This is a genomic window from Pedobacter sp. 01N310 (assembly GCF_056399805.1).
The window spans coordinates 111,265-137,009 of sequence record NZ_JBFTSB010000009.1; the positions used below are offsets into that span (position 1 = coordinate 111,265).

Sequence of the window (25,745 nt, forward strand, 5' to 3'; positions counted from 1 at the left end):
TTATATTTCCTGAAAGAAGTTTAACAATGCTTCGGCGATTACCAATGGTTGTTGTATCGGGATATTATGATCTCCCGGCACAGCAATTAACGAGGCATTTTTAATCATTCCGTCTAAATGTTTACCTGCGTTAAGGCAATTGGAATCGGTGCCATACAGCAATAGGGTAGACTGTTTTATGGTTTCGATTGCAGGGCTGCCAAAAAAGTCTTTTTCGAGTTCCATGTCGGTTTTAATCGAAGTTTGATAAAAAAGGTACTCGTACATGCGGTGGTTGCGCTCCATCTGCCTTTTACCCATTTTTACTTTTGTGGTATCAGTGAAATTTTCAACGTAATGTTCTAAAAATTCGCGGCTGTACTCATCAATAATCCCCCTTGTTTTATCGTCGTTCGGATCTGGTGCTTCAATTATTGCCAGTTTATTAATGCGTTCTGGAAAGCGGATGGCCATTTTTAAAGCAATCAATCCACCGAAACTGTAACCACCTAAATGCACTTTTTGAAGGTTTAAAATCTCCATTAATGCAAGCAGATCATTGGTCATGCTCTCCAGATCGTATCCCTCCAAAGCCTTTTCGCTCATGCCATGACTTTTTAAGTCATATAGTACCACATGATATTTTGTGGCCAATAGCGGCGCGATATTAAAATAATAGACAGACAGGTTGCTAAACATCCCATGAACCAGGACGATGGTTTCAGTAGCCCCTTTATTGAGCTCCTGAATGTGAACCGATTTGCCGTTAACCGTTATGATTGGCATTCTTCGATATAAGAGATGATCATGCCTAAGTTTAAGTTGATCAGCTGATCTAAATCCATTGAAGATAACCAGCCCGTAAAATCGATCTGTTCGCCAAAATGCGCTTTGATTTTTTCGGAAAAAGATACAATTTCGATGCTATCCATTTCCAGATCTTTGGTGAAAGAACTTTCAGGGGTGATATCCATTTCTTCAACAAATTCTTCGCCGATTACTTCGGTGATAAATTGTTTCATGAGGTTGAAGATTTCTTCGCTGCTTAATTTCGTAGTTATAGTGTCCATCCGATGATATAGTTTTTATGTTTGATTGTTTTGATTGTGATGTTATTGATGCATAGTTCTTCGCCATTGATTACCTCAACAGTATAGGCTTTGGGATTGCCTTGTAAACCTTTGCCCAGGTATTTCCCATAAGCTTCTTTGGCTACCCAGAACCGGGTTGCCCATTCTGTTTTGTCGCGGCTTTCGAGCAGTGCCATTTCGTGATCGTTAAACACAAGATCGAAGAAACCGGCGCTCCGTTCTTCAATATGTTCGATGTCGATACCAACGGGTTCGTTAAAACGTGCTATGCCGACGGCATCGGTACCTTTATGTGCAATCGAGATATTGATGTTATCTGTTAAACCACCTTTAACATAAGGTTTGCGGAATTCATCCGAATAGATTTCGAAGGTGATGGGGTAACAGGCCTGGTTTTTCTGTGTATTCAATAAATTCCGAACGGCATCTTTCGCCGCCACACGACTGATCATCCAGGTTCTTCTTTTATTGGGTAAGAGGTTTTGGTGGTGCTTTTTCTCCGTCTGGTTGAAATATCTCTTCAGGATAAAATCCCATGATACCACTCGTGAATAAGCATTGCCGAAAAGGAAAACGCCAGGTGCAACCTCTTCCGATAAACGGTTGTGGAGTGGCGACATCGACACGTTCCAAAGCGGTTCGTCTATTTCCAATCTGCGGTTCTGCCAGCCTGATATAATGAGCCAGGTGATGCCATCTCTTTTCATCACGATATCGGCAGTGGCAAATTCATCGTTTATTTCTGTAAGTACGCAGGTACATTCGAATTGTCCTTTCTGATCGGCCATATCGCCGAAAAATTCTATTTCCTGAATTTTAACAGGGAAAGCAATCCTATCTTTTTCTAAAGTGAGTTGAAGCCATAAGCCAAACAGCTGACCGGCATTATCAAGCAGTGAGCCTTTTCCGCCTGAGGCTTCGATGATTCCTGTAATTCCTTTTTCGCCAACTGCAGTTAGTTTTTTAATGCCCTGGTAATCCGGTCCGTGGAACATGTGCGCATCGTAAATCTGTGCAGCAGTACGATCAATATCCAGTAGTTTTCCAATATCGAAAGTTCTGTTTGGAACAGGGTTTAAGTGTGTCGCTAATTGCACTTCTGCATTGGCAAAACGTTCTAAATTGAGGTACACCCTTTGCTCGTCTTTCCATTCGCCCGTTACGGTTTCCTGAAAAGGTTTAACCACGTTCATCCATTGGAAAACCCGCATATTCATGATTTTCTGTACCTTTTCTTCGGGCGATTGTGCGTTGGCTATTTCAGCAAACACTTCAAAAATCATGGTCATTGGAATTACCGGATCCATATCTTCTATTGTTGGCCAGCCTTTTGGTTGCCTTAATAAGGAGTGATCGATCAGGTAAGGGCAGTTCTCAAGGCTCACATCAAGTTTTTGGCTAAAAGATTGCCTTACGGGTTTTATTGGTTTGGCGGGTGCCCAGTTGCTCGGCTGATCGACTTGTAACGCTGCATTTTCGAACAGTTCGATCATTTCGCTCTGCATGTTGATCATTTCCATCACATTCTCATTAAAAGCCTGTAAAACCGGATGTTTTGCCTTCACAAAACTTTTAGATGGTGTTGGTTGGGCTTGTTTAATGGTTAAACCTTTAAGTGTTTGCAGGTTATGGATAATCGGCGAACCCAGTTCGAGTTTAATGCCTTTATTTTTTTGCGGTGGGGTTGATTTGATATTGCCCAGATAATTAAGGCCAATTTCTTTTCCTTCAATAAAAAGTGCTGCCAAAACCCTTTGTAACTGCGTAATGCCTGAACGGATCGGCACATTAGCACTAATGGTACTGATTTCTTTTCCCCTTAAAGTATCGTCGATAAAGCCGACCAAACCACCAGAACCCACCTGAATAAAAACACGCGCACCCTCTGCATATAACTTTTCGGTAAGCTCGCGGAAACGCACCGGCTTAATCAGGTGTTCGGCACTTAACTGACGGATGGCTTCAAAGCCTTCGGGATAAGTTTCTAAAGTAGTGGCCGACCAAAGCGGTGTAGTAGTTTTTCGGAACTGCATATCCTGCATACCCTCGAGGATCAAACCCAGTTTATCGGCTACAAATGGAGAATGGAAACCCGATTGGAAAGGCAAAACTTGATGAAAGATCTGTTTGACCTTTAATATCGGAACCAGTTCATCGAGTGCTATTTTGCTGCCGCAAAGGATGACCTGTTGCGGGCAATTATCGTTAGAAAGATATAAATCGGGAATGCTTTCGATTATGGGTTGAAGGGTGTCTAAACCGCAGCCCACGGCAATAAAACGCGAATCTTTCAGTTCAAAAGTTTCGGGGTTAAGCACATTCAGTAAATTCATTACCGAACTTTCTTCTGCCAGTTCTGAAGATCTTGCTGCAAGCCATTCGCCAAGGCTGTGCCCTGCATTCATATCAGATTTAATGCCCAATTGTTTTAAAGCCTGATCTAAAACACTGCTTTTATTGAGTGTGTTCAGGGCCTCGCTTAAAAGACCGTCCTGTTTTTCGTTTTCGTCGATACTGATGTTGAAATAATCGGCTACCGATTTGATTTCGCCACCTGCAAGTCCATCTAAACCCGGAAAAACAAATGCTATTTTTCCATCGTTCGCCAATAGTGGCGCATTGGTGTACCAAATGTCCTGTTTATTTCTCCAGGGAGAATTTTTAGCCACAATTTTTAAGGCTTTTTTGAACCTTTCGGGACTTGGATTAAATAACACTAAACGGAAATTCCCATTCCCAATGCTATAATCTCCATTTTCGAGCGATTCGATCAAGGCATCATGACTTGGCCTTGCGATGACCAATACTTCATCTTTTTTAGGCGTATCATAAGCGGTTAATACCACATGGGCATTTATTCCACCAAAACCGAATGCATTTACAGCTGCCAGTTTTGGCAAACCCGATTGGTTCCAGTCTATCGCTTTTTGCACGGCAGAAAAACGGGTTTCGGCCAGTTGTGCTACAGGTTCATCACAATGTAAAGTAGGGGGGATGATACCATGATATAAAGCCAAACTCGACTTGATCAATCCTGCTATACCTGCTGCGGGCATGGTATGACCGATATTCGATTTTACAGAACCGATACCTGCTTTTGGCAGATCGGCATCCTGACCGAAAAACTGTTTTAAGGTTTCAACCTCGGTTTTATCGCCAAGTGGGGTGCCTGTTCCATGGGCTTCTAAATAGCCGATATTTTTACTTTCCAGTTCTGCGTTTTTCCAGGCTTCGGTTATGGCTTTTAACTGGCCTTTAACCGATGGACTCATTACGCTGGTTCCGCTGCCATCGCTGCTGATGCCCACACCTTTAATTACTGAATAAATTTTATCCTGATCCCTTATGGCATCTTCGAGGCGTTTGAGCACAACAAAACCACAACCTTCGCCAATAATCAATCCATCGGCATTTTGATCGAAAGGTTTTATTTTTTCTTGTTTGGATAATGCACCCAATTGAGAGAATATGCTCCAAAAAGCAGCATTTTGACCTAAATGTACCCCGCCTGCAATAATCATATCGCAACGGCCACTATTCAGTTCCTGCACGCCATGATCAACTGCGATGAGTGAACTGGCACAGGCAGCATCCAAAGTAAAAGCCAGTCCGCCTAAGTTAAGGCGGTTGGCTACCAGTGAGGCCACTAAATTAGGGATCAATCCCATTGCGGTATCGGCACTAAAACGGCCTTTACGTAATTGAAATTCGTGTTTTACCTTTTCAATTTCTGCATCAGTAAGTTGTGGCATCAAGTCTTTTAATACACTCGAAATTTGCTCGCCAGTTCTTACAATTTCGATGGCGCGGGTTGCCCCAGGCCCCACATAATTACCTTTGCCAATAATGATCCCGGTTTTATCGAGGGAATATTTTTTTTCAAATACTGATGCATCTTCTAATGCCTGGTGAACCAGATCTAAGGTCAACAGATGATCGGGTTCGGTACCTTCAACAGCCAAGGGTAAAATTCCGAAGCGTTGGGGATCAAATTGATGATCGGGAATAAAACCTCCTCGATTGCAATAAAAACGATCTACCCCGGTAATTGCTTTGTCGAAATGAACAGGATCAATCCGATCAGCCGGAACCTCTTGTGTAGAATCTACGCGGTTGATAATATTTTCCCAAAAGGCCTGCATATCTTTTGCACCCGGAAAAATGCATGACATTCCAATAATTGCTACGTCGCTTTTCTTCATCTTGTTCGCTTAGGGGGATCTTTCTAATCTTAATTCTCTTAATTTTATTTGTACTGACTATTTTTAGCCTGTTTAACTAACGCGATCGTCATAAGGCTGAATCATATTTGTAATTCAATCAAATTTGTCACGTTGAGCCTGTCGAAACGCCTCATAAGACATTTTAAAAAGGTCCTTCGACAAGCTCAGGATGACAGTTCTAATAGTGCGGTCGTCATTGCGAGGAGGAACGACGAAGCAATCTTTCCTGCTAGCAATCCTTGCTAGAAAGATTGCTTCGTCGGCTGAAAAAGCCTTCTCGCAATGACGACTTTTGGCTGCTTATCATTGCAAACTCATGACGCTATGGGCTAAAAATATCAACAGGGGATCTTTCTATGTCCAAGTGTTTCCGGCCATGATCAATACCTGGCTTTCTTTACCATATTTAAGTTCGTTTAAGAAAGTTTCCATTCCATCCTGTAATGGGATCAATGCAATTCCCCTGCGCTGGTATTCTTTTTCTAATGTTGGCGAAACCATACCTGCACCTTTCCACGGCCCCCAGTTAATGGCCATTACCTTGCCTTGAATCTTCTGTTTTAAGGCCCAGGCATATTTATCCATTACACTGTTTGCTGCAGCATAATCGGTTTGCCCACGGTTTCCGTAAACCGAAGCGATACTCGAGAAAAGGATCACAAATTGAGTTTCTGGTCTTAACTGCTCAGCCAATACCCTTAATGGGGTTACTTTGGTATCGAAAACGCGTCCGAAAGATTCGGAAGTTTTACTGTGGAACAATTTATCTTCCAATAAACCTGCACCATGTACCACGCCATCTATGCGACCATAATCTTCGTAAACCTGATTGATCAAACGGGTCAGTGCTTCTTCATCTTTAAGGTCTAACGATTCGTAAACTACCGTCGATCCACCTTCTTCTAAAGTTGCAATGCAACGTAAAATCTGGTTATTTTTGTAAATCCGATTCGTTTCCTGTTCTATCTCTGCAGGTTTTTTAATCTCGCCCTGCTTAATTACGTACTGCCTGATCTCATCTTTGGTTTTTAACGAAGAACTGGCTTCATTTGCCGAAGCTATTGGATTTGCAGAACGGCCCACCAGAATGTACCTGCAAGGGTAATCTTTTGCGAAGTGGATCATCAGTTCGGCTGTAATGCCTTGTGCGCCACCTAAAACCATTACCACGGCATCTTTATCCAAATGGATGTGCGCATCAGTTTCGGTACTCAATTGATGCGGTACAAGTTCCATAATGTGTCTTTTATGGTCGTTGTAAATAATTTCCGAAGGTTTATCCGGATTCAGGATTTCGTTTAAGGTAATATTGGTGATTTCATCAGGGGACATTTTGGTTTCGAGACTGATGAAACGGCATTTGGTATGCTCGTATTCGCGGTCTAAACTTTTAAAGAATCCCGAATACCCTTGATAATTTCTCAAGAAAGAAATATCAGATTGATCGTTAAAATATTGTTTGGTATCCGCAATCAGATACACCCATTTTACGGTATCAAAATTTAGTTTTTTAATCGTTGCGAAATGATCGAGAATGCCTACTTTTTGCTGTGCTTCGAACATGTTCAAAATGATGAGGCCCTGATAGCCGTCCAATGAGTCTTCAAAGCTCACCAGATCAGCAATAGCACCATGTTTTTCGAGCACTTTCTTGATTTTGATGGCCTGTCCGCCACCATCATCGGTTAAGGCAAAACGCTGACCTTTTAAAATGGCTGCTTCGGTAATGGTAAGTGCAGCAGGAGTTAGCTCAAATCTTAAACGGGATAATTTTTCTTTAACCGTTTGATCATCGATGCTCTCCTCAATAAGCTTTTTTGCTTCTGTAAGCACCTCCGAGCTTTCTGCTTCAACATCGGCAATCCAGTTAACCAGGGCATTTAAGGTTTTGATTGCGGCCAATTTCTCCATTAAGTCATCAGCTTGATCGCCTTGTGAACCAAATCCGATTTTTTCTTTTAAAGAGGCGATAATTTCCATCCTTTTGATCGAATCGATGCTTAAATCAGCTTCAAGATCTAAATCCATGCCCAGCATCTCTTTTGGATAGCCTGTTTTTTCACTCACCACATCAAGAATGGCCGATTTTAACTGATCTAATGAAAATTTTGCAGGTTCAAGCTGGCTTGTTGTTACGGCTATCGGAGCAGGTGCACTAACCGCTTTTGGCTGTTCGGTGTTTTCTGTAAGCCAGTTTACCAGGCTGCTTAAGGTTTTAAGTCCGGCAAGCTGTTCCATAATTTTATCTTCCGGAAGGTTTAATTGAGAGAAACCACCCAGTTCGCTACGTAAAGCACCAATAATTTCTACACGTTTGATCGAATCGATACTTAAATCGGCTTCCAGATCCATTTCCATACCCAGCATTTCCTGTGGATAGCCGGTTTTATCGCTTACTAGCTGTAAAAGCACCAGTTTTAAATCTTTTTGTGCAACCACAGGTGTTATTACTTCGATGGTTTGTGCTTGTGGCACTTCCTGTTTTATCGTGATCTGATTTTCGATACGGACAGGTTGAGGTGCCTGATATGATGTTAAAGGTTGATTAATGATTTGCGAAGGCATTGCGGGAGCTTGCCCTAAAAAGGAAAGCATCACATCGCGTTGTGCCTGAATCAGCATTTTCATGCTGTGCAGGTACTCCTGCATCATCAAATCTTTGGCAGAGCCATTAACCTGTTGATTTTCAGTTGGTGTAGAGGTGTTATTCATAAGGATAATCGGTTTAGTAATAGGGGATGCGCCATTGGCCGGAAGTTTACCCGTTGATGGAACAGCGTGTTGACCGTTCACATACCAGATAGCGGGACTTTTTTTATAAATTGAAGGTTCATCCAATTTGATGCTTTTAACAGAACGGCCTTCAAATAATTTTTCGAGTTTGATTTCGCGGCCAGTAGCCATATAACCAGCCAGTGTACCCAACAGATTACTGAGTTTATTCTGGCCCTGATCTTCGGTGTGTAAAATCACTTCGTCTTTACCGATGCAGGCTTTGGTTAGACCACTTAGCACCTTGCCAGGGCCAACTTCTACGAAAACCCTGGCGCCGGCTGCATACATATCCCTAAGCTCATCAACAAAAAGGACAGGTTTTATCAAATGGTCGGTCAAACGTTCTTTTACAGCGGCAGCCTCAGTTGGATATTCTTTTGCCGTGGTGTTAGACCATACCGGAATTTTTAGATCATTAAAGTTTACACCAGATAGTACTTGTTGGTAAAGCTGTTTCGATTTGGCCACCAAGGGACTATGGAAGGCACAGGCCACTTCAAGTGGACGGAAAGATATTTTGGCTTCCTTTAAAACTGTAGCCAACTGGCCGATAGCTGCGGTGCTACCCGCAATAACACATTGGGTTGGTGCATTAAAGTTTACCGGATAAACGTCTTTGATATCGCCAAGATATTGTGCAAGGTCTTCCTGTTTTGCGCTCACGGCGAGCATCGTGCCCGGATCGCCGTTTTCTACTGCATTTAAAATAGATTTTGCTCTTTCTGCACTCAGGTAAACCAGGGTTTCTTCTTCAAAAGCACCGGCAAAACAAAGCGCAGGCAATTCGCCATAACTGTGGCCCGCAACCATATCAGGCACAATACCCAATGATTTTAAGAAGTTAGCGATTGCAAGATCAACAATACCCAATAGCGGTTGTGCCATGCGGGTATCTTTTATGCGTTCTTTTTGTGCTTTCGCATCAACCTCGTTAAACACGGTGTTTGGAAATAGGATTTTTTCGTATTCAGGATAAGCTTTCAGCAGTTTTCTCATCTCAGGGAAAACCACAAAAAGATCTCTTGCCATGTTTACCCTTTGGCTGCCTTGCCCTGGAAACATAAAAGCAACCTTGCCATCCTGTTTTTGAGTAAGGTAAGTGTCTTTGCTTTCTACGCCAGATAAAACAAGGTCGATTTTCATTACCAGATCTTCTGCATGATTGGCAACGATGCTCAATTGAACAGGTTTGGTATCAGCGGTTGCTAAACTATAGGCAATATCTTTTAGTTCGATCTGATCGTTCAGTTCCAAGAGATTTTTTACCGAAATCACCCGCTTTTTGGCTTCCTCGTAAGTATCTCCCCTGAAAACAAAAAGTTCTGATGGCCACGATTTTAAGATCGAATTTTTATTTTCGGTATTCTGAGCACTTTCCAATACCGCATGGAAATTTGTTCCGCCAAAACCAAAGGCACTCACGCCAGCATATCTTTTTTCTTCCATCCATAAACCAGCTTCGGTATGAAAAGCGAATGGACTTGTTTGGGCATTGTAGAAACTATTTGGTGTTTTTAAATTGATGGTAGGTGGTTTAATGCCGTGGTAAACCGATAGCGATGCTTTAATCAAACCTGCAATTCCGGCAGCACATTTGGTATGGCCAATCTGCGTTTTTACGGAGCCTAAATGCGTTTGTCCGGCGGTTGCACCCGATTGATTAAGCATGTCGGTTAATGCGCTGATTTCAGTTTTATCACCAACCACTGTGCCCGTACCATGTGCTTCTACCAGGCCAACCAGTGATGGCGTAATTCCAGCCTGGCTATAAGCCCTTTCTAAGGCATTTACCTGTCCGTTTTTACGTGGTGCAGTTAAACCAAGGCTTTTGCCGTCACTCGATCCACCTACACCTTTAATAATAGAATAAATCGTATCACCATCGCGTAAAGCATCATCATATCTTTTTAATACGATCATGGCAATCCCTTCGCCGAGGGCAATTCCATCTGCTTCGGCATCAAAAGTGGCACACCTTCCTTTTTTAGAAAGGGCATGCGTGCTTGAGAACATGAGGTAATCGTTAATGCCGTTGTGCAGATCTGCTCCACCGGCCAAAACCATATCCGATTTTTCTAAAAATAACTCCTGACAAGCCAGGTCTATTGCTGCCAAAGATGAAGCACAGGCCGCATCAACCGTATAATTTCGACCGCCCAGGTTTAACCTGTTGGTGATCCTGCCCGAAATTACATTCGCCAAAATACCCGGGAAAGAATCTTCTGTTGTTTTTGGTAATACGGCATCTACTTCGGCTGGCATTTCGCCAAAAACCTGTTTGTAAAAACCTCTGAAACTATAGCTGTTGGCCAGATCGTTTCCACCTTCGGCACCAATAATTACCGAAACATTTTCGTTATCCACACCGCCATCGGCATAACCAGCGTGTTGCATCGCCTGTTTGGCCACCATTAAAGTAAGCAGCTGCGTAGGCTCTATAGCCGCAAGCGATTGTGGCGGAATGCCAAATTCTAAGGGGTCAAAATCTATCCTCGGGATAAAACCGCCCCACTTAGAGTGCGACATATCTCCTGCGGTAGAATCGGGATTATAATACAGTTCCTTATTCCATCTTTCATCCGGCACTTCGGTTACAGAATCTTTGCCTAGAATGATATTGCGCCAGTATTCTTCGAGGTTTTTAGCCCCTGGGAAAATACAGGCCATACCCACAATGGCAACATCCAGTGCTTTGGCTTTATTTTCCGGAGGAGAAGAAAGTGTGGCGTCTAAAATATGTGTATAGTTATTGTCGGCTACATCCTGGTGAAGATCGAGTAGCGACATCACTTCTTTATGCATAGGTGCAATCTGGCCGATCATGTACATGCCCAGGTCAGTTTGTTCAGCTTCGTCGATTTTTACGAGTTCATCGCCGCGTCTTTCTATACCTTTTGCGGCAATACGTAAACGGCCAACATTTAGCGTTTCAAGTTTTGCCCAAATTTCTTTTTTATCCATTCCCTCTGCCTGAAGTTTCTTTTTTTCTTCGTTAAAGAAGGTGGCAAATGAAGAATTTAAACACCTGGTTTCGTGTCCTGGAGCGGTTTCAAGCAGTACGGTTTCGTTTGCCTGCATGGCTTCCTGTTGGAATTTATCTAAAATGGCACCCTTGCTTACGGCTTCTTTGGTATATAAATAAGCGGTGCCCATTAATACACCGATTTTCATTCCTTTGGCTGCCAAAGGAGCAGCCATTACTGAAATGAATGCAGTAGAAAAAGAATCGTGGATGCCACCTGCAAAGAAAACACTGATGCTTTCCGGATTTTCTTCCTTTAACAAACGTTCAATCTGTTTTTCCCACAATACCATGCTCGATAGGGGGCCAACGTGGCCACCACATTCGCGGCCTTCGAATACAAAACGTTTAGCTCCTTCTTTTAAAAACATATCTAAAAGAGAAGCAGAGGGTACATGGAGAAAAGTTTTGATCCCTGCTTTTTCGAAGGGTTTAGCCTGCGATGGCCTTCCGCCTGCAATTAACAAAACAGGAGGTTTCGCATTTAATATATATTCCTGTTGCTCATCTCTAAGTTCTTGTGGTGCAAAACCTAAAATACCTACGCCCCAGGTTTTTTCGCCAGCCAGTTTTTTGGTTTCTTCAATCAGGTTTTTTGCCGATGCACCTTTTAGTAAGGATAACGCTATAAACGATAAGGCACCAGCTTCCGAAACTGCATCTGCAAACGGCGCCACATCGCTTACCCTGGTCATAGGGCCCTGCGCAATAGGATAGGTGATGTTTAAATCTTTAGCAAGCGGGTTATCCGCTTTTATTACATTGATGGCTTTGGCCTGTTTTAAATGGCCGTAAATGGCTTCCTTTATACCAAAAACCAGCTTATCAAGTTTTTTATATTTAGTAACCAGGTCTATCGATAGGGCAATATCCTGACCCATTGGAAGATAATTTGTTTCCAGGTCGTAACCTTTAAAATGTTTTTGAAGGCCATTATAATCAGTATCTTCTGCCAGTGCCGGCGAATTTGGACGGATCAATACGCGAGCTTTATCGATCAGTTTGGTTTCTGTTCCACTTAATTTACCACAAATAGTTTTTAAGTCTTCAGGAGCAGAACATTCTGGGAATAAGGCGAGTTGGCTATCTAAAATGATTCCTGCTGCGCCCTGGGCCATTAAAGAGGCCGCTGTATGAATACCTACACCTCCCTGAACCCAAACCGGAATAGTGGTAATTTCTTTAATAATCCGTTGAAAAAGAACAAAAGAAGATTCGTATGCTACACGGCCAGCACCTTCGTTTCCTTTTACAACAATTCCATTTGCGCCATTAGCTTGCGCAGCCAGTGCCGACTCAAGATCAAAAACCTGGTAGATAATTTTTGCTGATGTTTTACGCTTTAGCACGAAATCATGCGGTGCAATAATTAAACATACTTGGGTAGGAAGATCAATATCAGCCAATTCTACTGAATTGATACTAACACCGAAATCGGAGATACCCTCCGCTATGAGTGAATGAAGGGCATTTTCAGCATCAGCTATGCTATGTCCAAGACTGAGAACCGGAAAGCAATCTGCTTTTTGTAGATTAGAAACCAATCTACTATCAGGGATTTCGAAGGGAGTTACTCCAATAATGGCGTATTTGTTCATGGCTTTAGATTTTTCTACTTCTTCTGTTTGATGGATGACTAAAAGCGAAACATAATGGTTCTTTATGCCTGCCCGTAATACGCAATAACAGAGCTTTTTAGGGCTACGATTAGTGTGTATGATTAATTAGACTAATATACGACTTGGTAAAGTCAAATTGTTTTAAAAATTTATAAATGAATGAACTGAACAGGCGTTTAAAAAGCAACCTATTTTTTCATTTAAAAATGAATTTTATGAACAAAATTCTAATTAATGTTTTCAATTATGGTTCTTTATGTGGTGTATTTAAATTTCAAATACAAAAAAAGACTATCCATATTGAGTTAGTATTAATAATGGGTTAATTTACGGATTTATTTTTATAATGTACTGATTTTATACGTTTTGTGTTGAGGTTTTATAATTTTTTGGCTAAAAATTATTGAATTTTTGTTGATTTAAGTTCGTAAAATGGAGTTTTTGCCTTTACTGCTTCATATTTCTTGGGCTTATAAATTTTTAATTAAAAATTGAAGAAATTTATGTGGTGTTGTGAATGGTTTATGTTTGTAGTATTAATTAGTATTTAAAATCGAATATTTGTTGTTTTGTGAGTTTGCCGACATCGCACTTTTATTAAAAAAACGCTTAAATTTTAAATACACTGTTCATTCTCATTTTAATTGAGAATTGTTTTTATATATTCGTTTATAAATGTCAAACAGACGTTTATTTAACCAGATTTTAGGAAAGCGATATGATGGATTTAATCATCAAACAGATCCTACGTCAAACCTTAAGTATATGAGCATTCAAAAGTTTATTAAGCCATTCATTTTTCTTGGTTTAATTGTCAATCTATCCCAGGCCCAGGAAAAAACCAATTACAAATTTGATTTTGGTACCGGAAAGGTTGCTAAAGGTTATACACCAGTTTTGCCAACTGATGTTTACAGCACAGAAAAGGGTTATGGTTTCGATTTTGATTCGAAAGTTGTGGGCGTAGATTATGGTGGGAAGAATTATTTGACTTCGGATCTGGTAAAAAGTGATAAACCATTTTATTTTTCGGTAGCTGTTCCAGAGGGTAATTACAAAATAACAATCACATTAGGCGATCCGAAAGGACCAGGATTAAGTACAGTAAAAGCAGAATCGAGAAGGTTGATGCTCGAAAATGTGAAAACCACAGCTGGGCAATCGCTAACTAAAACTTTTATCGTAAATATTAAAGATAAACATATTGCCGGCGGACAACTTGTTTCTTTAAAACCACGCGAACTTACCAAACTAGATTGGGATGATAAACTGACTTTAGAATTTGACCATCAAACCGCACTACAGGCGCTTGAAATTACAAAAGTAGACGATCAGGTTACTGTTTTCTTAGCGGGGAACTCGACTGTGGTGAACCAGGATGATGAACCTTGGGCATCGTGGGGACAAATGATTCCCCGTTTTTTTAAACCTGGTGTTGCTATTGCCAATCACGCCGAATCTGGCTTAACACTGGGTTCATTTTTAGGGAGCAAAAGATTAGCGAAGGTTTTAAGTGTGATGAAACCTGGCGATTACCTTTTTATTGAATTTGGACATAACGATCAAAAAGATAAAGGGCCAAACGATGGCGCTTATAAATCATATACCGAAAGGTTAAAAACATTCATTTCGGAAGTGAAGAAAAAAGGAGGGATCCCTGTTGTGGTTACCTCAACCAGTAGAAGGTCTTTTGGCCCGGATGGAAAAATTGTAAACTCTCTTGGCGATTTTCCTGATGCTGCACGTAAGGTTGCTACCGAAGAGAAAGTTGCTTTGATTGATCTGAATGCCATGACATCGACCTTGTTTAATGCTTTGGGCGAAGAGCCATCGAAAAAAGCCTTTGTTCATTATCCTGCTAACAGTTATCCAGGTCAGGATAAGGCATTGGCCGATAACACACACTTTAATCCTTATGGGGCTTATGAAATTGCACAATGCATCATCTTAGGGATTAAAGAACAGAAATTAGGGATTGCGAAATATCTGGTGGATGATCTGCCAAAATTTGATCCGGCAAAACCAGATAATCCTACAGATTGGCACTGGCCAGAGAGCCCCAAAAGCAGTATAGTCAAGCCAGATGGGAATTAAAATGAGCGGTAATTTAATTTTAATATTAACTTTTATTTGCTTTTCTTGTTCCGGACAAAAAAAGCCTGTAATTGAAGTTTATCTGATTGGTGGACAGTCGAATGCAACTGGTCAAGGCTACTTGTCCAATATGGATGATTCGATGAAAGTTGATCGCAGGGTTTTGATTTATCATTCAGGAAAACCTCATCTTAATAGTAATTTTTTACCTGATCAATGGTTTCCATTACATGCTTCTTCAGAATCGCCTGACCGTTTTGGCCCTGAACTGGGTTTTGGATCACAATTACAAAATCTTCGTCCAAAAGCTCGTATTGCCATTATAAAACATGCACATAGTGGTACCAATCTTTATAAACAATGGAATCCAGGAAAGGATCAAAAGGATACAATAAACCAAGGTTTACAATATAAGATATTTATGAGTACGGTTAAATCTGGGTTGGATAGTTTAGTCAAACGTGGTTATCAACCTGTGATTAAGGGCATGTTGTGGCAGCAGGGCGAATCCGATGCTGATAAAGGGGAGGAAGTAAGCAAGAGTTACGGTAAAAACTTGAAGCAATTCAATATTCGCGTCAGGCAGGATTTGAAAACAGCGAATATGCTGTTTGTTTACGGGTATGTTTACCCACCACCCAATAAGGGTATAGCAATAGATGAAGTTCGAAACGGACAGCGTGATGTAGCATCGAGTGCTAAAACATCATTATCTGTCCGCAATGCTTATATTATACTCACCGATGATCTTAGCCAAAGAGCAAGTGATAAAAATACGCGTTATCCAAAAGATCATATCCATTTTGGTACCAAGGGGACCTGGGAGCTGGGATTAAGAATGGCCGAAGAGATAAATAAACATTTAAAATAGACTATCATTTAGCAATGAAAAAAATAATTACCGTTGTATTGTTTACCGCCTTGTATGGAACTACTTTCGGACAGGCGAGCGTACAACCATTTAATTTAACGGAGGTACGTTTGCTTGAAGGACCGTTTAAGCAGGCTCAGGAAACTGACAAAAAATATATGCTTTCGCTTGATGCGGATAAGCTTTTGGCTCCTTATTTACGGGAGGCAGGACTAAAACCTAAAGCAGCATCTTACGGAAACTGGGAAAACACAGGTTTAGATGGGCACATCGGCGGGCATTATTTGTCTGCTCTGGCTTTAATGTATGCTTCAACCGGTGATACAAAGGTTAAAGACCGAATGGAATACATGATTGCCGAACTGGATAAATGCCAGGTAAAAAATGGTGATGGCTATTTGGCAGGTATTCCAGGTGGAAAAGAAATCTGGAAGGAGATCAAAGCAGGCAACATCAAATCGTCAAGTTTTTCGCTGAATGGAAAGTGGGTGCCTTTATACAATATCCACAAAATTTATGCAGGGCTTTACGATGCTTATGCGGTTGCAGGTAATGTAAAAGCAAAGCAGATGCTCCTAAAACTCACCGACTGGTGTGTAGATCTGGTCTCGAATTTATCTGATCAGCAAGTACAGGAACTTCTAAAAAGCGAACACGGTGGGTTGAATGAAACTTTCGCCAATGTTTACGCGATAACGGGTAATCAAAAGTACCTTCAATTGGCGAAGCGGTTTTCGGATCGATCCATTCTAAATCCACTTTTAAAAAATACAGATGCCCTGAATGGTTTGCATGCGAACACACAAATTCCTAAGGTAATCGGTTTTGAGCAGATCGCCTTGTTGGATAAAGACCCTTCCTGGGCAAATGCGGCTGCTTTCTTTTGGAAAACAGTAGTAGATCATAGAACGGTAGCCATTGGGGGAAACAGTGTTAGAGAGCATTTTCATCCGGCCAGTAACTTTTCTTCTATGACAGAATCGCGTGAAGGCCCGGAAACCTGTAATTCCTACAATATGCTTAAGCTCACCAAACAGCTATTTTTGGCAGAGCCTTCTAATACCTATCTCGATTATTACGAACGTACGCTTTACAATCATATCCTCTCTTCGCAGCGGCCAAAAGGTGGTTTTGTATATTTTACACCGATGCGGCCGGGGCATTACCGTACTTATTCGAGTCCACAGGAGAGTTTCTGGTGCTGTGTAGGCTCGGGATTGGAAAATCATGGCAAATATGGAGAGTTGATTTATGCTCATGGTAAGAATGATATGTATGTAAATCTTTTCATTCCCTCTACCTTAAACTGGAAGGAAAAAGGTATTCAGCTTACACAACAAACACTTTTTCCTGATGCAGAAAATACGACAATCAAACTTCAGTTAAAGAACAAGCAACGCTTTACCCTACATTTTCGTCAGCCGGTTTGGATAGAACAGGGAAAAATGACTGTTTTGGTGAATGGAAAAAAAATAACCACCAAAAGTGATGCGAATGGGTATGCCAGTATTGATCGTGTTTGGGCTACTGGCGATGTGATTAACATTTCATTGCCAATGCACACCACCACTGAGTTTATGCCCGACGGTTCTGATTGGGTGGCCTTTCTTCGTGGCCCGGTTGTGCTCGCTGCGGCGATGGATACATTAAATCAACCTAATTTATTAGCTGATGGCAGTAGGATGGGACATATTGCTTCAGGGCCATTATTCCCGATCAGTGACGCACCACTCGTTACAGGAGCAAAAAATACCTTAGCAAATGAAATTACTTTGATTGATAAAAACAGTTTAACCTTCAGTGCTCAAAATGCGATCTATCAGCCAAAATACAAATCTTTAAAATTGGTTCCTTTTTACACCCTGGCCGAAAAGCGGTATGTGGTTTATTTCCCCTACAGCAGCGCAGAGGCATTGCCAGAGCGTGCAAAGGCGATTAAGCTGGCAGAAGAAGAAAAAATGAAAACGGAACAGCAAACCGTCGATCTGATCAACACTGGAGAGCAGCAGCCAGAATCAGATCACAATTTTAAGGGCGAGCAAACCGACAATGGAACTTATCAGGAAAGGCATTTTAGAAATGGAAAAGCATGGTTTAGTTATGTGCTTAAAAACAAAGATTTATCGGCAAATAAGCTGAGCTTAACTTTTTACGGAAAAGAAAAGAATAAAAACTTTTCTATTTTGATTAATGGTGTTGTAATTGAAAATGTAAAGCTGGATGGAAGCAAAGGTGATACTTTTTATACACAGGAATACCAAATCCCAAAAGAGCTATTAAAAGCAGATTTAGAAGTAAAATTTGCTGCCAATCAGGGATCAGCTATTGCAAATATATATGAGGTGAGGTTGCTGAGATAGAGGACTGATTTTCGTGGTCCGTCCTCATGAACTTGTTTCAGGATCTATTATGTAAGGCGTCATTTCGACTGAAGTGCAGTCCCGAACTTTCGGGAGAGAAATCTTATCCATGAATATAAGAGGTCTGTGAGGACACAGACCAGGGAATGGTGATCGAAATGATGATGAATCTAAAGGCGATCGTCCTCCTGAACTTGTTTCAGGATCTTATTTGAGAAAGTTTTATATCAAGTATTATAGATGCTGAAACAAGTTCAGCAGGACGATACGTAGAAGTGGTCTGTGCGGACACAGACCACGGAGAATCAGGTATTATTTCGCTTTCTTAACTCCTATTGCTTTAATAAGATTTCGAGTTCTTTTTCCTTAATTGTTAATATGGTTCCGTGTCGTAAACCTTTCGGTAAGGAGATTTTATCAGAAACATCGGTCCAGTTCTTTAAATCTGCAGATTGGATTGCGCCATATTTATGGTCGCGGTACTTATCAAAATACACCATCCAGTTATTGCCGGTTTTTAAGGTTGTTGGTCCTTCAGCCCAATAATTTCCCGTAATTGGATTTCCCGCTTTGCTGTAAGGACCAATCAATTGATCGGCATAAGCCATTTTGATATTCTTTTGAGCGGGCTCACGGGTCTCGTCTTTTAAAAACATGATAAACTGTTTCCCGTTTTTTACAATAGTGGCATCAATCACATTAAAATCCGGATCGTAAAGCAGTTTGGTTTCCGAATAATTTTTGAAATCTTTGGTTGTAACGTAATACATACGGTGATTGTAACCGCTTTCTTCTGTTGAGGCTGTTTCATTAAACTTACCCGTAATGGTTGTAGCCCAATAAATCATATAGGTCTTGGTGCGGCTATCGTAAGTGATTTCAGGAGCCCAGGTATTTCTCGCACCATCTTCCTTAGCCATTACTGGTAAAAACTGCTGCTCGCTCCAGCTAATCAGGTCCTTCGAACTGGCATAACCGATACCTTTATCTTTCCAGCTTACTGTCCAAACCATGTGAAATAAGCCATCAGCCCCTCGGATAATACAAGGATCTCTCATCAATTTATCTTTGCTTACCGTAGGCGTAAGGAACGATTGATCATTCTTAAGCGCGGTCCATTTGTATGCATCGTTACTATAGGCCAGATGCAACCCGTCTTCCCCATTACCTTTGAAATAGGCGAAGAGATAAACCTCCTTTTTCGACTGTGCCTGAGCATTAAAAAAAGCCGATAGTAAGATTATAGAAAGGTATATGAGTTTTTTCATCATTTTATTTTAATTCGAGTACCACAACTGATTGCGCAGGCAACTCAACTTTAAGCGAATTTCCTGATTTTTTTGCACCAGTAAATTTTGCATTGTGTACTTTATTCGAATCGCTAAACGTATTTACATCGGTAAGTTTGGCTGAGGTTAAAATCTGTCCTGTAACCGAGCTCCATTTTAACCCATCTAAAACGGTGCTTAAGGCAATTTTTTTATTTGGGTCTAAATTCACCAATGAGATATGGATTACACCACTTGCATCCTGAGAAGCAGAAACATTTAAAGCCGGAATTTTTTGATCGCCTACAGTATAATCAGGACTGGTAAAGGCAATCGGTAGATATTTTGCATCCTGATGCACTTTGTACAGATCAAAAACATGATAAGTAGGGGTTAAGATCATTTTATCCTTTTCGGTTAAAATTAAGGCCTGTAAAACATTAATTGTTTGTGCCAGGTTGGCTACTTTAACACGATCGGAGTGATTATTAAAGATATTCAAAGTTGTACCAGCAATTAAAGCATCGCGTAAACTGTTCTGTTGATACAAGAAACCAGGGTTTGTTCCAGGTTCTACATCCGTCCAGATTCCCCATTCGTCAACCACTAAAGCCACTTTCTTTTTTGGATCGTATTTATCCATTATTGCTGAGTGTTTGGTTACCAGTTCTTCCATTTTTAAACAGTTTTTCATGGTCGAAAAGTATTGTGCTTCATCAAATTTGGTAGCCGATCCTTTTTTGCCCCAGTTTCCTGTTGGAATGGTGTAATAATGTAAAGTTAATCCCCACATCTGGTTGCCGATGTTTTTCATGCAGGTTTCTGTCCAGTTGTAATCGTCGGAATTTGCACCGCTGGCAATTCTTTTTAGCGGAGCGCCCGGATAATTACGTGCATAAGTGGCGTACCTGCGGTATAAATCAGAATAATAAGCAGGCGTCATGTTTCCTCCACAACCCCAGCTTTCGTTACCCACACCCCAGAAAGACACTTTCCAGGGTTTTTCTCTACCATTTTGGCTGCGGATGGCCGTCATCGGGCTTACACCATCAAAGTTCAGGTATTCTACCCATTTGGCCATTTCTTCAACGGTTCCGCTGCCTACATTACCTGCAATGTAAGGTTCGCAATCGAGCATCTGACAGAGGTCTAGAAATTCGTGTGTACCAAAACTATTGTCTTCAGTTACGCCGCCCCAGTTGGTGTTTACCATTTTCGGACGTTGATTTCTCGGCCCTATGCCATCTCTCCAATGGTATTCATCGGCAAAACAGCCGCCTGGCCAACGCAGGTTTGGAACTTTTATCTTCTTTAAAGCATCTACAATATCTAAACGGATTCTTCCTTTATTGGGAATAGTCGAGTTTTCATCCACCCAAAAGCCATCATAGATACAGCGGCCCAAATGCTCGGAAAAATGACCGTAAATGTGCTTGCTCACTATCTGATCGCCTGCTGGTTTAATGGTTAACTGGGTTTCGCTTTGTGCATGCACTAAAATAGAACTGCAGAATACAGCCGCAGATAAGATAAGTTTTTTCATCATGATCTCGTTAAATCTATTGGTTAAATGGAATTTTGATAACGTTAAAAGAATAAGGTTTTAAAGTGATGTTGAGCTTTTTGCCTTTTAAATTAATAGTACTTTTTTGTGGGCTAACCGCTTCAGGATTTTCGAAAGAATTGAGTTGATTTAGGTTACTGTTCGCTATTTCCTCGTTGGTGGCCTTACTTTTTAGTTTCATTTTCCCTTCCAGGTCGAAATCAATGTTTTGCGCCTGATCGGAGTTGTTGGCAATTTTAATGATCAGTTCTTTTTTTGCCTGATCGGTTACCGCAGATGCGTAAAGGCCATCCTGGCCGATAATATTCTTTTCATCAAGCGTAACCGAAACTACATCGGTTCCTTTATTCGTAGAAAATTGTTTCTGTACATAATAATCAGGTGTTCCGTACGATTTTAGGTTATCTACCCAGATCATATCGGGTGCCCATTGCCAGGCATCAATATGGGCGAAAAGCGGCGCATAAGAAGCCATCTGTACCACATCGGCATTGCGCTCTAAGCCTGTCATCAATGAAGCTGAAGCTAAAGCACTTTGCCAGTTGTTGCGGTTACTTCCAACTATACTATTGTCTGCGTGGACCGCATATTCGCCAACAAAAACCTTCGATCCGTTTCTTGGGTAGTTATCGTAACGGCCGGCATTTTTCAAAAACCAATCAGCAGGGCGGTAATAGTGTTCATCAATAAAATCGGCATTATTGCTTCTTAGAGTAGTATTCAATAAGTCAAAACGGTCGCCATCCGGACCGGTACCAGAACTGTTGATCAGTTTAAAATCAGGATATTTGGCTTTTATGGCCTTGGTGAAAATTGCTAGCCTTTCCAAATACTGTGGTCCCCAGTTTTCGTTTCCAACCCCCATCATTTTTAAATTGAAAGGTTTTGGATGACCAAGATCTGCCCTCATTTTCCCCCACTTGGTTGTTACATCGCCATTGGCAAATTCGATCAGGTCCAGCGCATCCTGAACATAAGGATCGAGTTCATCAAGGCTCGCTACTTCGGCTGAATTATACTGACAGGCCATGCCGCAATTTAGTATTGGTAGCGCATCAGAGCCTATATCTTCTGCCAGTTGGAAATATTCAAAAAAACCCAAACCAAAACTCTGGTAATAATCAGGTGCGGGGCGGTGTGCAAATTCAATATTCCAGCGGTTCATAATCAATTGCCTGTTTTCGATCGGGCCGATGGTTTTCTTCCACTGATAACGGTTGGCCAGATCGGTGCCTTCTACAATGCAGCCACCAGGGAAACGGATAAAACCCGGTTTCATATCAGCTAATAACTGTACCATATCGGCCCTTAATCCCTGTGGGCGGTTTTTCCAGGTGTCGCCTGGAAACAGCGAAATCATATCCAGATCAATGTTTCCATTTCCCTGAAACACAATCGAAAATCTGGCTTTTGGATCGGTTTCTGTCGCAGTAAAACTTGCTGATTGCTTTTTCCAATCGCCACCGGTCTGATCTGGGGTTAATCTTCCCTGTCCGATAACTTTATTATCTGCGGCCTTTAAGAGTAATGTCAACCTAACACCAGGTTTTGCCTGACGGTACATGACAGAAAAATCATATCGCATCCCCTTTTTTACGCCGATACCTTTAAATCCTTCATTTATCAACTCAAAATCGTCAGTTTGTTTTTTTACCTGTAAGTATCTTGGATTGGCGGTGTTTACTTCCTTGCGGTTTACCACCAAAATTTCACCTTCCTGTGGTCTTTTTCGTTGAATGGACCAACCCATTAGCGGTTTTGCAAACTCGAATGAGCGGTTTTTAATCAGTTCGGCATAAATGCCGCCATCAGCACCAAAGTTGATGTCTTCAAAAAAAACGCCCCACATATTAGGTTGCACCTTGGCAATGGAGTGGTCTGTTTTAACTTTGATCACTTTTGCAGTTTGTGCCTGTACTTCGGGAGTGTACCCGATTCCAATTGTTGCATATGCCAGGCATGCCGAAAACACACTTTTTACAGGGTAATTTAATTTCATACGGTTTAATATTTGGAAGATCCTAATGGTAAAAGTAAAATATTTAAAATAATAAACGTTATCTAAACATTTATTTTTTTATTCATCAACGATTTTGTTGGTAAATTCTACAATCTTAGCATCGGGGAAAATGATACAAGTATCTCAAATATGGATTGAGGTAGTAAAAGGGTTTAGTAAAGTAACTTTTTACTTGATGTTTAAAATTTATTGAGCAGAAACCTTTAAAATCTTTCTTATAACATATTGTCATCGTCAAAAAGCAGGATACTACAGGATGCGCCTTAAAGATATACTATTTACATTCGACATGAATCATTTAATGGCTGCTACCCAACGGCTGTTATGATCCGCTAACCAATAACACATGATGAGCCTTCATTTCTTCAATATTCAAATATTGACTATTTTATTCCGTAGGGCTTTTATGTGCAAAATAGCTGGTTCACATGCTTGATAAAAGAATTATGAATCTTAAAAAATATACTTTGCTTGGCTTTTTAAGTGCAGCAACACTTTGTGGTTCGGCGCAACAAAAAGCTACAGATAAACAATCGGTTAAACTCTTTTTTGAGAAATCATACCTACAGGTAGACCGCAGTTATTACAGCACTGGCGAAGATGTATGGTTTAGCGCCTATTTGGTAAATGGAAAAAGTAGCAATTTAACCGCTACCAGCAATAATTTATATGTGGAGCTGCTTTCGCCAAAATCGGAAGTTTTAGACCGGAAAATGATCAGGTTGGATGGTGGACTGGGAAAGGGAGATTTTAAATTAAAAGATTCTATTCCTTCTGGTTGGTACGCCATTAGGGCTTACACCAATTGGATGCGAAACTTTGGCGATGATTTTGTTTTTCAAAAACGGATCCACATTAGCAATAACATTATTGAAAACGCTTCTTATTTTACCCGAAATCCGGTCAAGAAAAACGATGTTTCCAATTCGAAAAAATCGATAGCCTTTTTCCCGGAGGGCGGTTCGCTGGTTGAAGGATTAACCAGTATTGTAGCCTTTAAAACCAATGATGACATTGGCAATGGGATTAAAGCCACAGGAAGTGTAATCTCATCAAAAGGAGATACTGTAACTACTTTTCAAAGTACCGATGCGGGCATGGGCATTTTTGCTTTTACACCCAAAACGGATGAAAAATATAAGGTTGAGGGATTTTATGGCAAAGAAAAATTTTCGTCGGAAATGCCCTTAAGCCTTAAAAAAGGCCTCTCATTACATATTACTACTGATTCTTTAAATATCAAAGCAAGTATCAGTGCCAACGAGTTAATGTTCGGCGAGTTGAAGGATAAAAGCATTTCGCTTGTAATTAAACATGCAGGCGATAATATTTATTCCGGATCGATCAAATTAAGTAAAGCTATAGTATCGGTATCTATCCCAACAAAAGGTTTTCCGAATGGTATTGCAAGCATAACCCTGCTAGATGACCAGAACAGGCCTAATTGTGAACGGCTTATTTTTATACAAGACGAAAATAAGGTCAATTTCTCAATAAGCCCAAACAAAGCAGCTTATAAACCAAGAGAGAAAGTGGTTATTAAGGTAAAAGCGACCAATTTTCTTGGTCAGCCAGCTAAAACAGCATTTTCCTTAGCTGCTGTTGATGGACTTATTCCAGATGATGGAAATGATATTGTATCGTATTTGATGCTGCAATCGGAAGTAAAGGGAGATATTAAAAATGCTGCACAATATTTTGATGCTAAAAATCCATCTCGTTTAAAACAGCTCGACTTATTGTTGCTTACCCAGGGCTGGAGAGATTATATCTGGAGAAAACTGGCCGATTCGGCTATTAAAATAAGTTATTTGCCCGAGCCTGGCATCACAATTAAAGGAATGGTAAGAGAGAAACTAGCCGATAAACCCATTCCGAATATGAATATTACCCTATTTGGTACCAACTTTACAGGCAATAAAATTTTCACTACGAAAACCGATCAGAGCGGACGTTATTTTCTGGATGGGTTGAGTTGGTATGGCAATCAAACGGTAAAAATTTCATCAAAAGATGATAAAGGGAAAAAGGGTGGCTGGCTACAGATCGATACGCTGATTAAACCTTTAAATTTAGCGCCGTTAAAAACGATCTCACCTGGAATTTCGAACACCTTGAACGTAGAAATCGGTAAACGCATGGATTATAACCGCACTTACAAGTTTGGCGATTCGATCAGTTTAAACGATATTGAAATTAAGGCCGCCCAGAATAACAAGGTGGTTCTGTTTCAGGATGTACTTACCTCATTTGGGTATCCCGAGGAAGTTTTCAACATTACAGCAGCCGATTATTCTTACAAGGGATTGGAACATTTTCTGTTAACAAAGGCTAAAGGAAGTTATCCAGCGGAAGAAAACGATAGTTTGGGTAATGAAGGAGTCACCTTTATCGCCAATGGAAAAAAAGTTAGGCCGGTTATTAAAGTAAACAACAGGCAGGAACTCTTTACCGAACGCTTAGATTACTACAGTTTAACCATGGATCAGATTAATCAGGTTAGAATTCAGCATTTATTAAACAGTACCGGAAAAGATGTGTACCTCATCAGCCTTAATTTAAAGGATGAGGCTTTGCGCGGACCAAATTTAGACTTGCTAAACCTAAATTTAAACGGTTATTATGCCGCAAGAACTTTTTATTCGCCAAATTACAGCAGTCCGGCAACACCAAATAAAGATTTACGTACCACCGTTTTCTGGGCACCAGCTGTAAAAACCAACGAAAATGGTGAAGCAACTATCACTTATTTTAATGGAGATAACAAAGCTGATATTTTGATCAAAGCCGATGGAATTACCGATAAAGGAGTGGCCGTATCGGCGAAAACAGGCTATAAAGTTCAATAACCATTCAGAG

General features: G+C 40.8%; 11 protein-coding genes. 4 read left to right on the forward strand and 7 right to left on the reverse strand.

The annotated features are described in order from the left end of the window. The 4 genes from AC1DNH_RS18100 to AC1DNH_RS18115 form a co-directional block, all read right to left on the reverse strand. Nucleotides 1-765 (reverse strand): alpha/beta fold hydrolase, encoded by a 765-nt coding sequence (locus tag AC1DNH_RS18100; protein WP_477580889.1) that lies wholly within the window; start codon nt 763-765, stop codon nt 1-3. Next, nucleotides 753-1,001, reverse strand: a complete 249-nt coding sequence (locus tag AC1DNH_RS18105; protein ID WP_225876570.1) for a phosphopantetheine-binding protein — start codon at nt 999-1,001, stop codon at nt 753-755. Before AC1DNH_RS18105 ends, AC1DNH_RS18100 begins: the two co-directional genes overlap by 13 nt. A gap of 35 nt (nt 1,002-1,036) precedes the next feature. Continuing rightward, the gene (locus AC1DNH_RS18110) at nt 1,037-5,272 is read right to left on the reverse strand and encodes a beta-ketoacyl synthase N-terminal-like domain-containing protein (protein ID WP_477625550.1); all 4,236 of its coding nucleotides are present in this window, start codon (nt 5,270-5,272) and stop codon (nt 1,037-1,039) included. A gap of 375 nt (nt 5,273-5,647) precedes the next feature. Then, nucleotides 5,648-12,688, reverse strand: a complete 7,041-nt coding sequence (locus AC1DNH_RS18115; RefSeq protein ID WP_477625551.1) for an SDR family NAD(P)-dependent oxidoreductase — start codon at nt 12,686-12,688, stop codon at nt 5,648-5,650. Between the two features lie 786 nt (nt 12,689-13,474). Here AC1DNH_RS18115 and AC1DNH_RS18120 point away from each other — a divergent pair. From AC1DNH_RS18120 to AC1DNH_RS18130, 3 genes are read left to right on the forward strand one after another with little or no spacing between them, the layout of a single operon-like run. Further along, nucleotides 13,475-14,803 (forward strand): rhamnogalacturonan acetylesterase, encoded by a 1,329-nt coding sequence (locus AC1DNH_RS18120; RefSeq protein WP_477608271.1) that lies wholly within the window; start codon nt 13,475-13,477, stop codon nt 14,801-14,803. Continuing rightward, entirely contained in the window at nt 14,793-15,674 is an 882-nt protein-coding gene (locus AC1DNH_RS18125) for a sialate O-acetylesterase (RefSeq protein WP_477584966.1), read from the forward strand. The genes AC1DNH_RS18120 and AC1DNH_RS18125 overlap by 11 nt, the downstream gene beginning before the upstream one ends. Nucleotides 15,675-15,688: 14 nt before the next feature. Next, a complete protein-coding gene (locus AC1DNH_RS18130; RefSeq protein WP_477625552.1) occupies nt 15,689-18,034 on the forward strand; it encodes a beta-L-arabinofuranosidase domain-containing protein in 2,346 nt (781 codons plus the stop codon). A 332-nt stretch (nt 18,035-18,366) separates the two neighbouring features. Here the strand turns inward: AC1DNH_RS18130 and AC1DNH_RS18135 are convergent, their stop codons facing one another. Genes AC1DNH_RS18135 through AC1DNH_RS18145 form a run of 3 tightly spaced genes read right to left on the reverse strand, consistent with a single transcriptional unit; the run spans nt 18,367 to nt 22,865 of the window. Next, a complete protein-coding gene (locus tag AC1DNH_RS18135) occupies nt 18,367-19,302 on the reverse strand; it encodes a glycoside hydrolase family 43 protein (protein WP_477584117.1) in 936 nt (311 codons plus the stop codon). 4 nt (nt 19,303-19,306) lie between these two features. Next, nucleotides 19,307-20,845, reverse strand: a complete 1,539-nt coding sequence (locus AC1DNH_RS18140) for an alpha-N-arabinofuranosidase (RefSeq protein WP_477610981.1) — start codon at nt 20,843-20,845, stop codon at nt 19,307-19,309. Between the two features lie 16 nt (nt 20,846-20,861). Beyond that, a complete protein-coding gene (locus AC1DNH_RS18145) occupies nt 20,862-22,865 on the reverse strand; it encodes an alpha-L-arabinofuranosidase C-terminal domain-containing protein (protein WP_477584113.1) in 2,004 nt (667 codons plus the stop codon). A 449-nt stretch (nt 22,866-23,314) separates the two neighbouring features. On the opposite strand from AC1DNH_RS18145, the gene AC1DNH_RS18150 reads away from it, so the two are divergent. Then, entirely contained in the window at nt 23,315-25,735 is a 2,421-nt protein-coding gene (locus AC1DNH_RS18150) for a carboxypeptidase-like regulatory domain-containing protein (RefSeq protein WP_477625553.1), read from the forward strand. Nucleotides 25,736-25,745 lie beyond the last annotated feature (10 nt).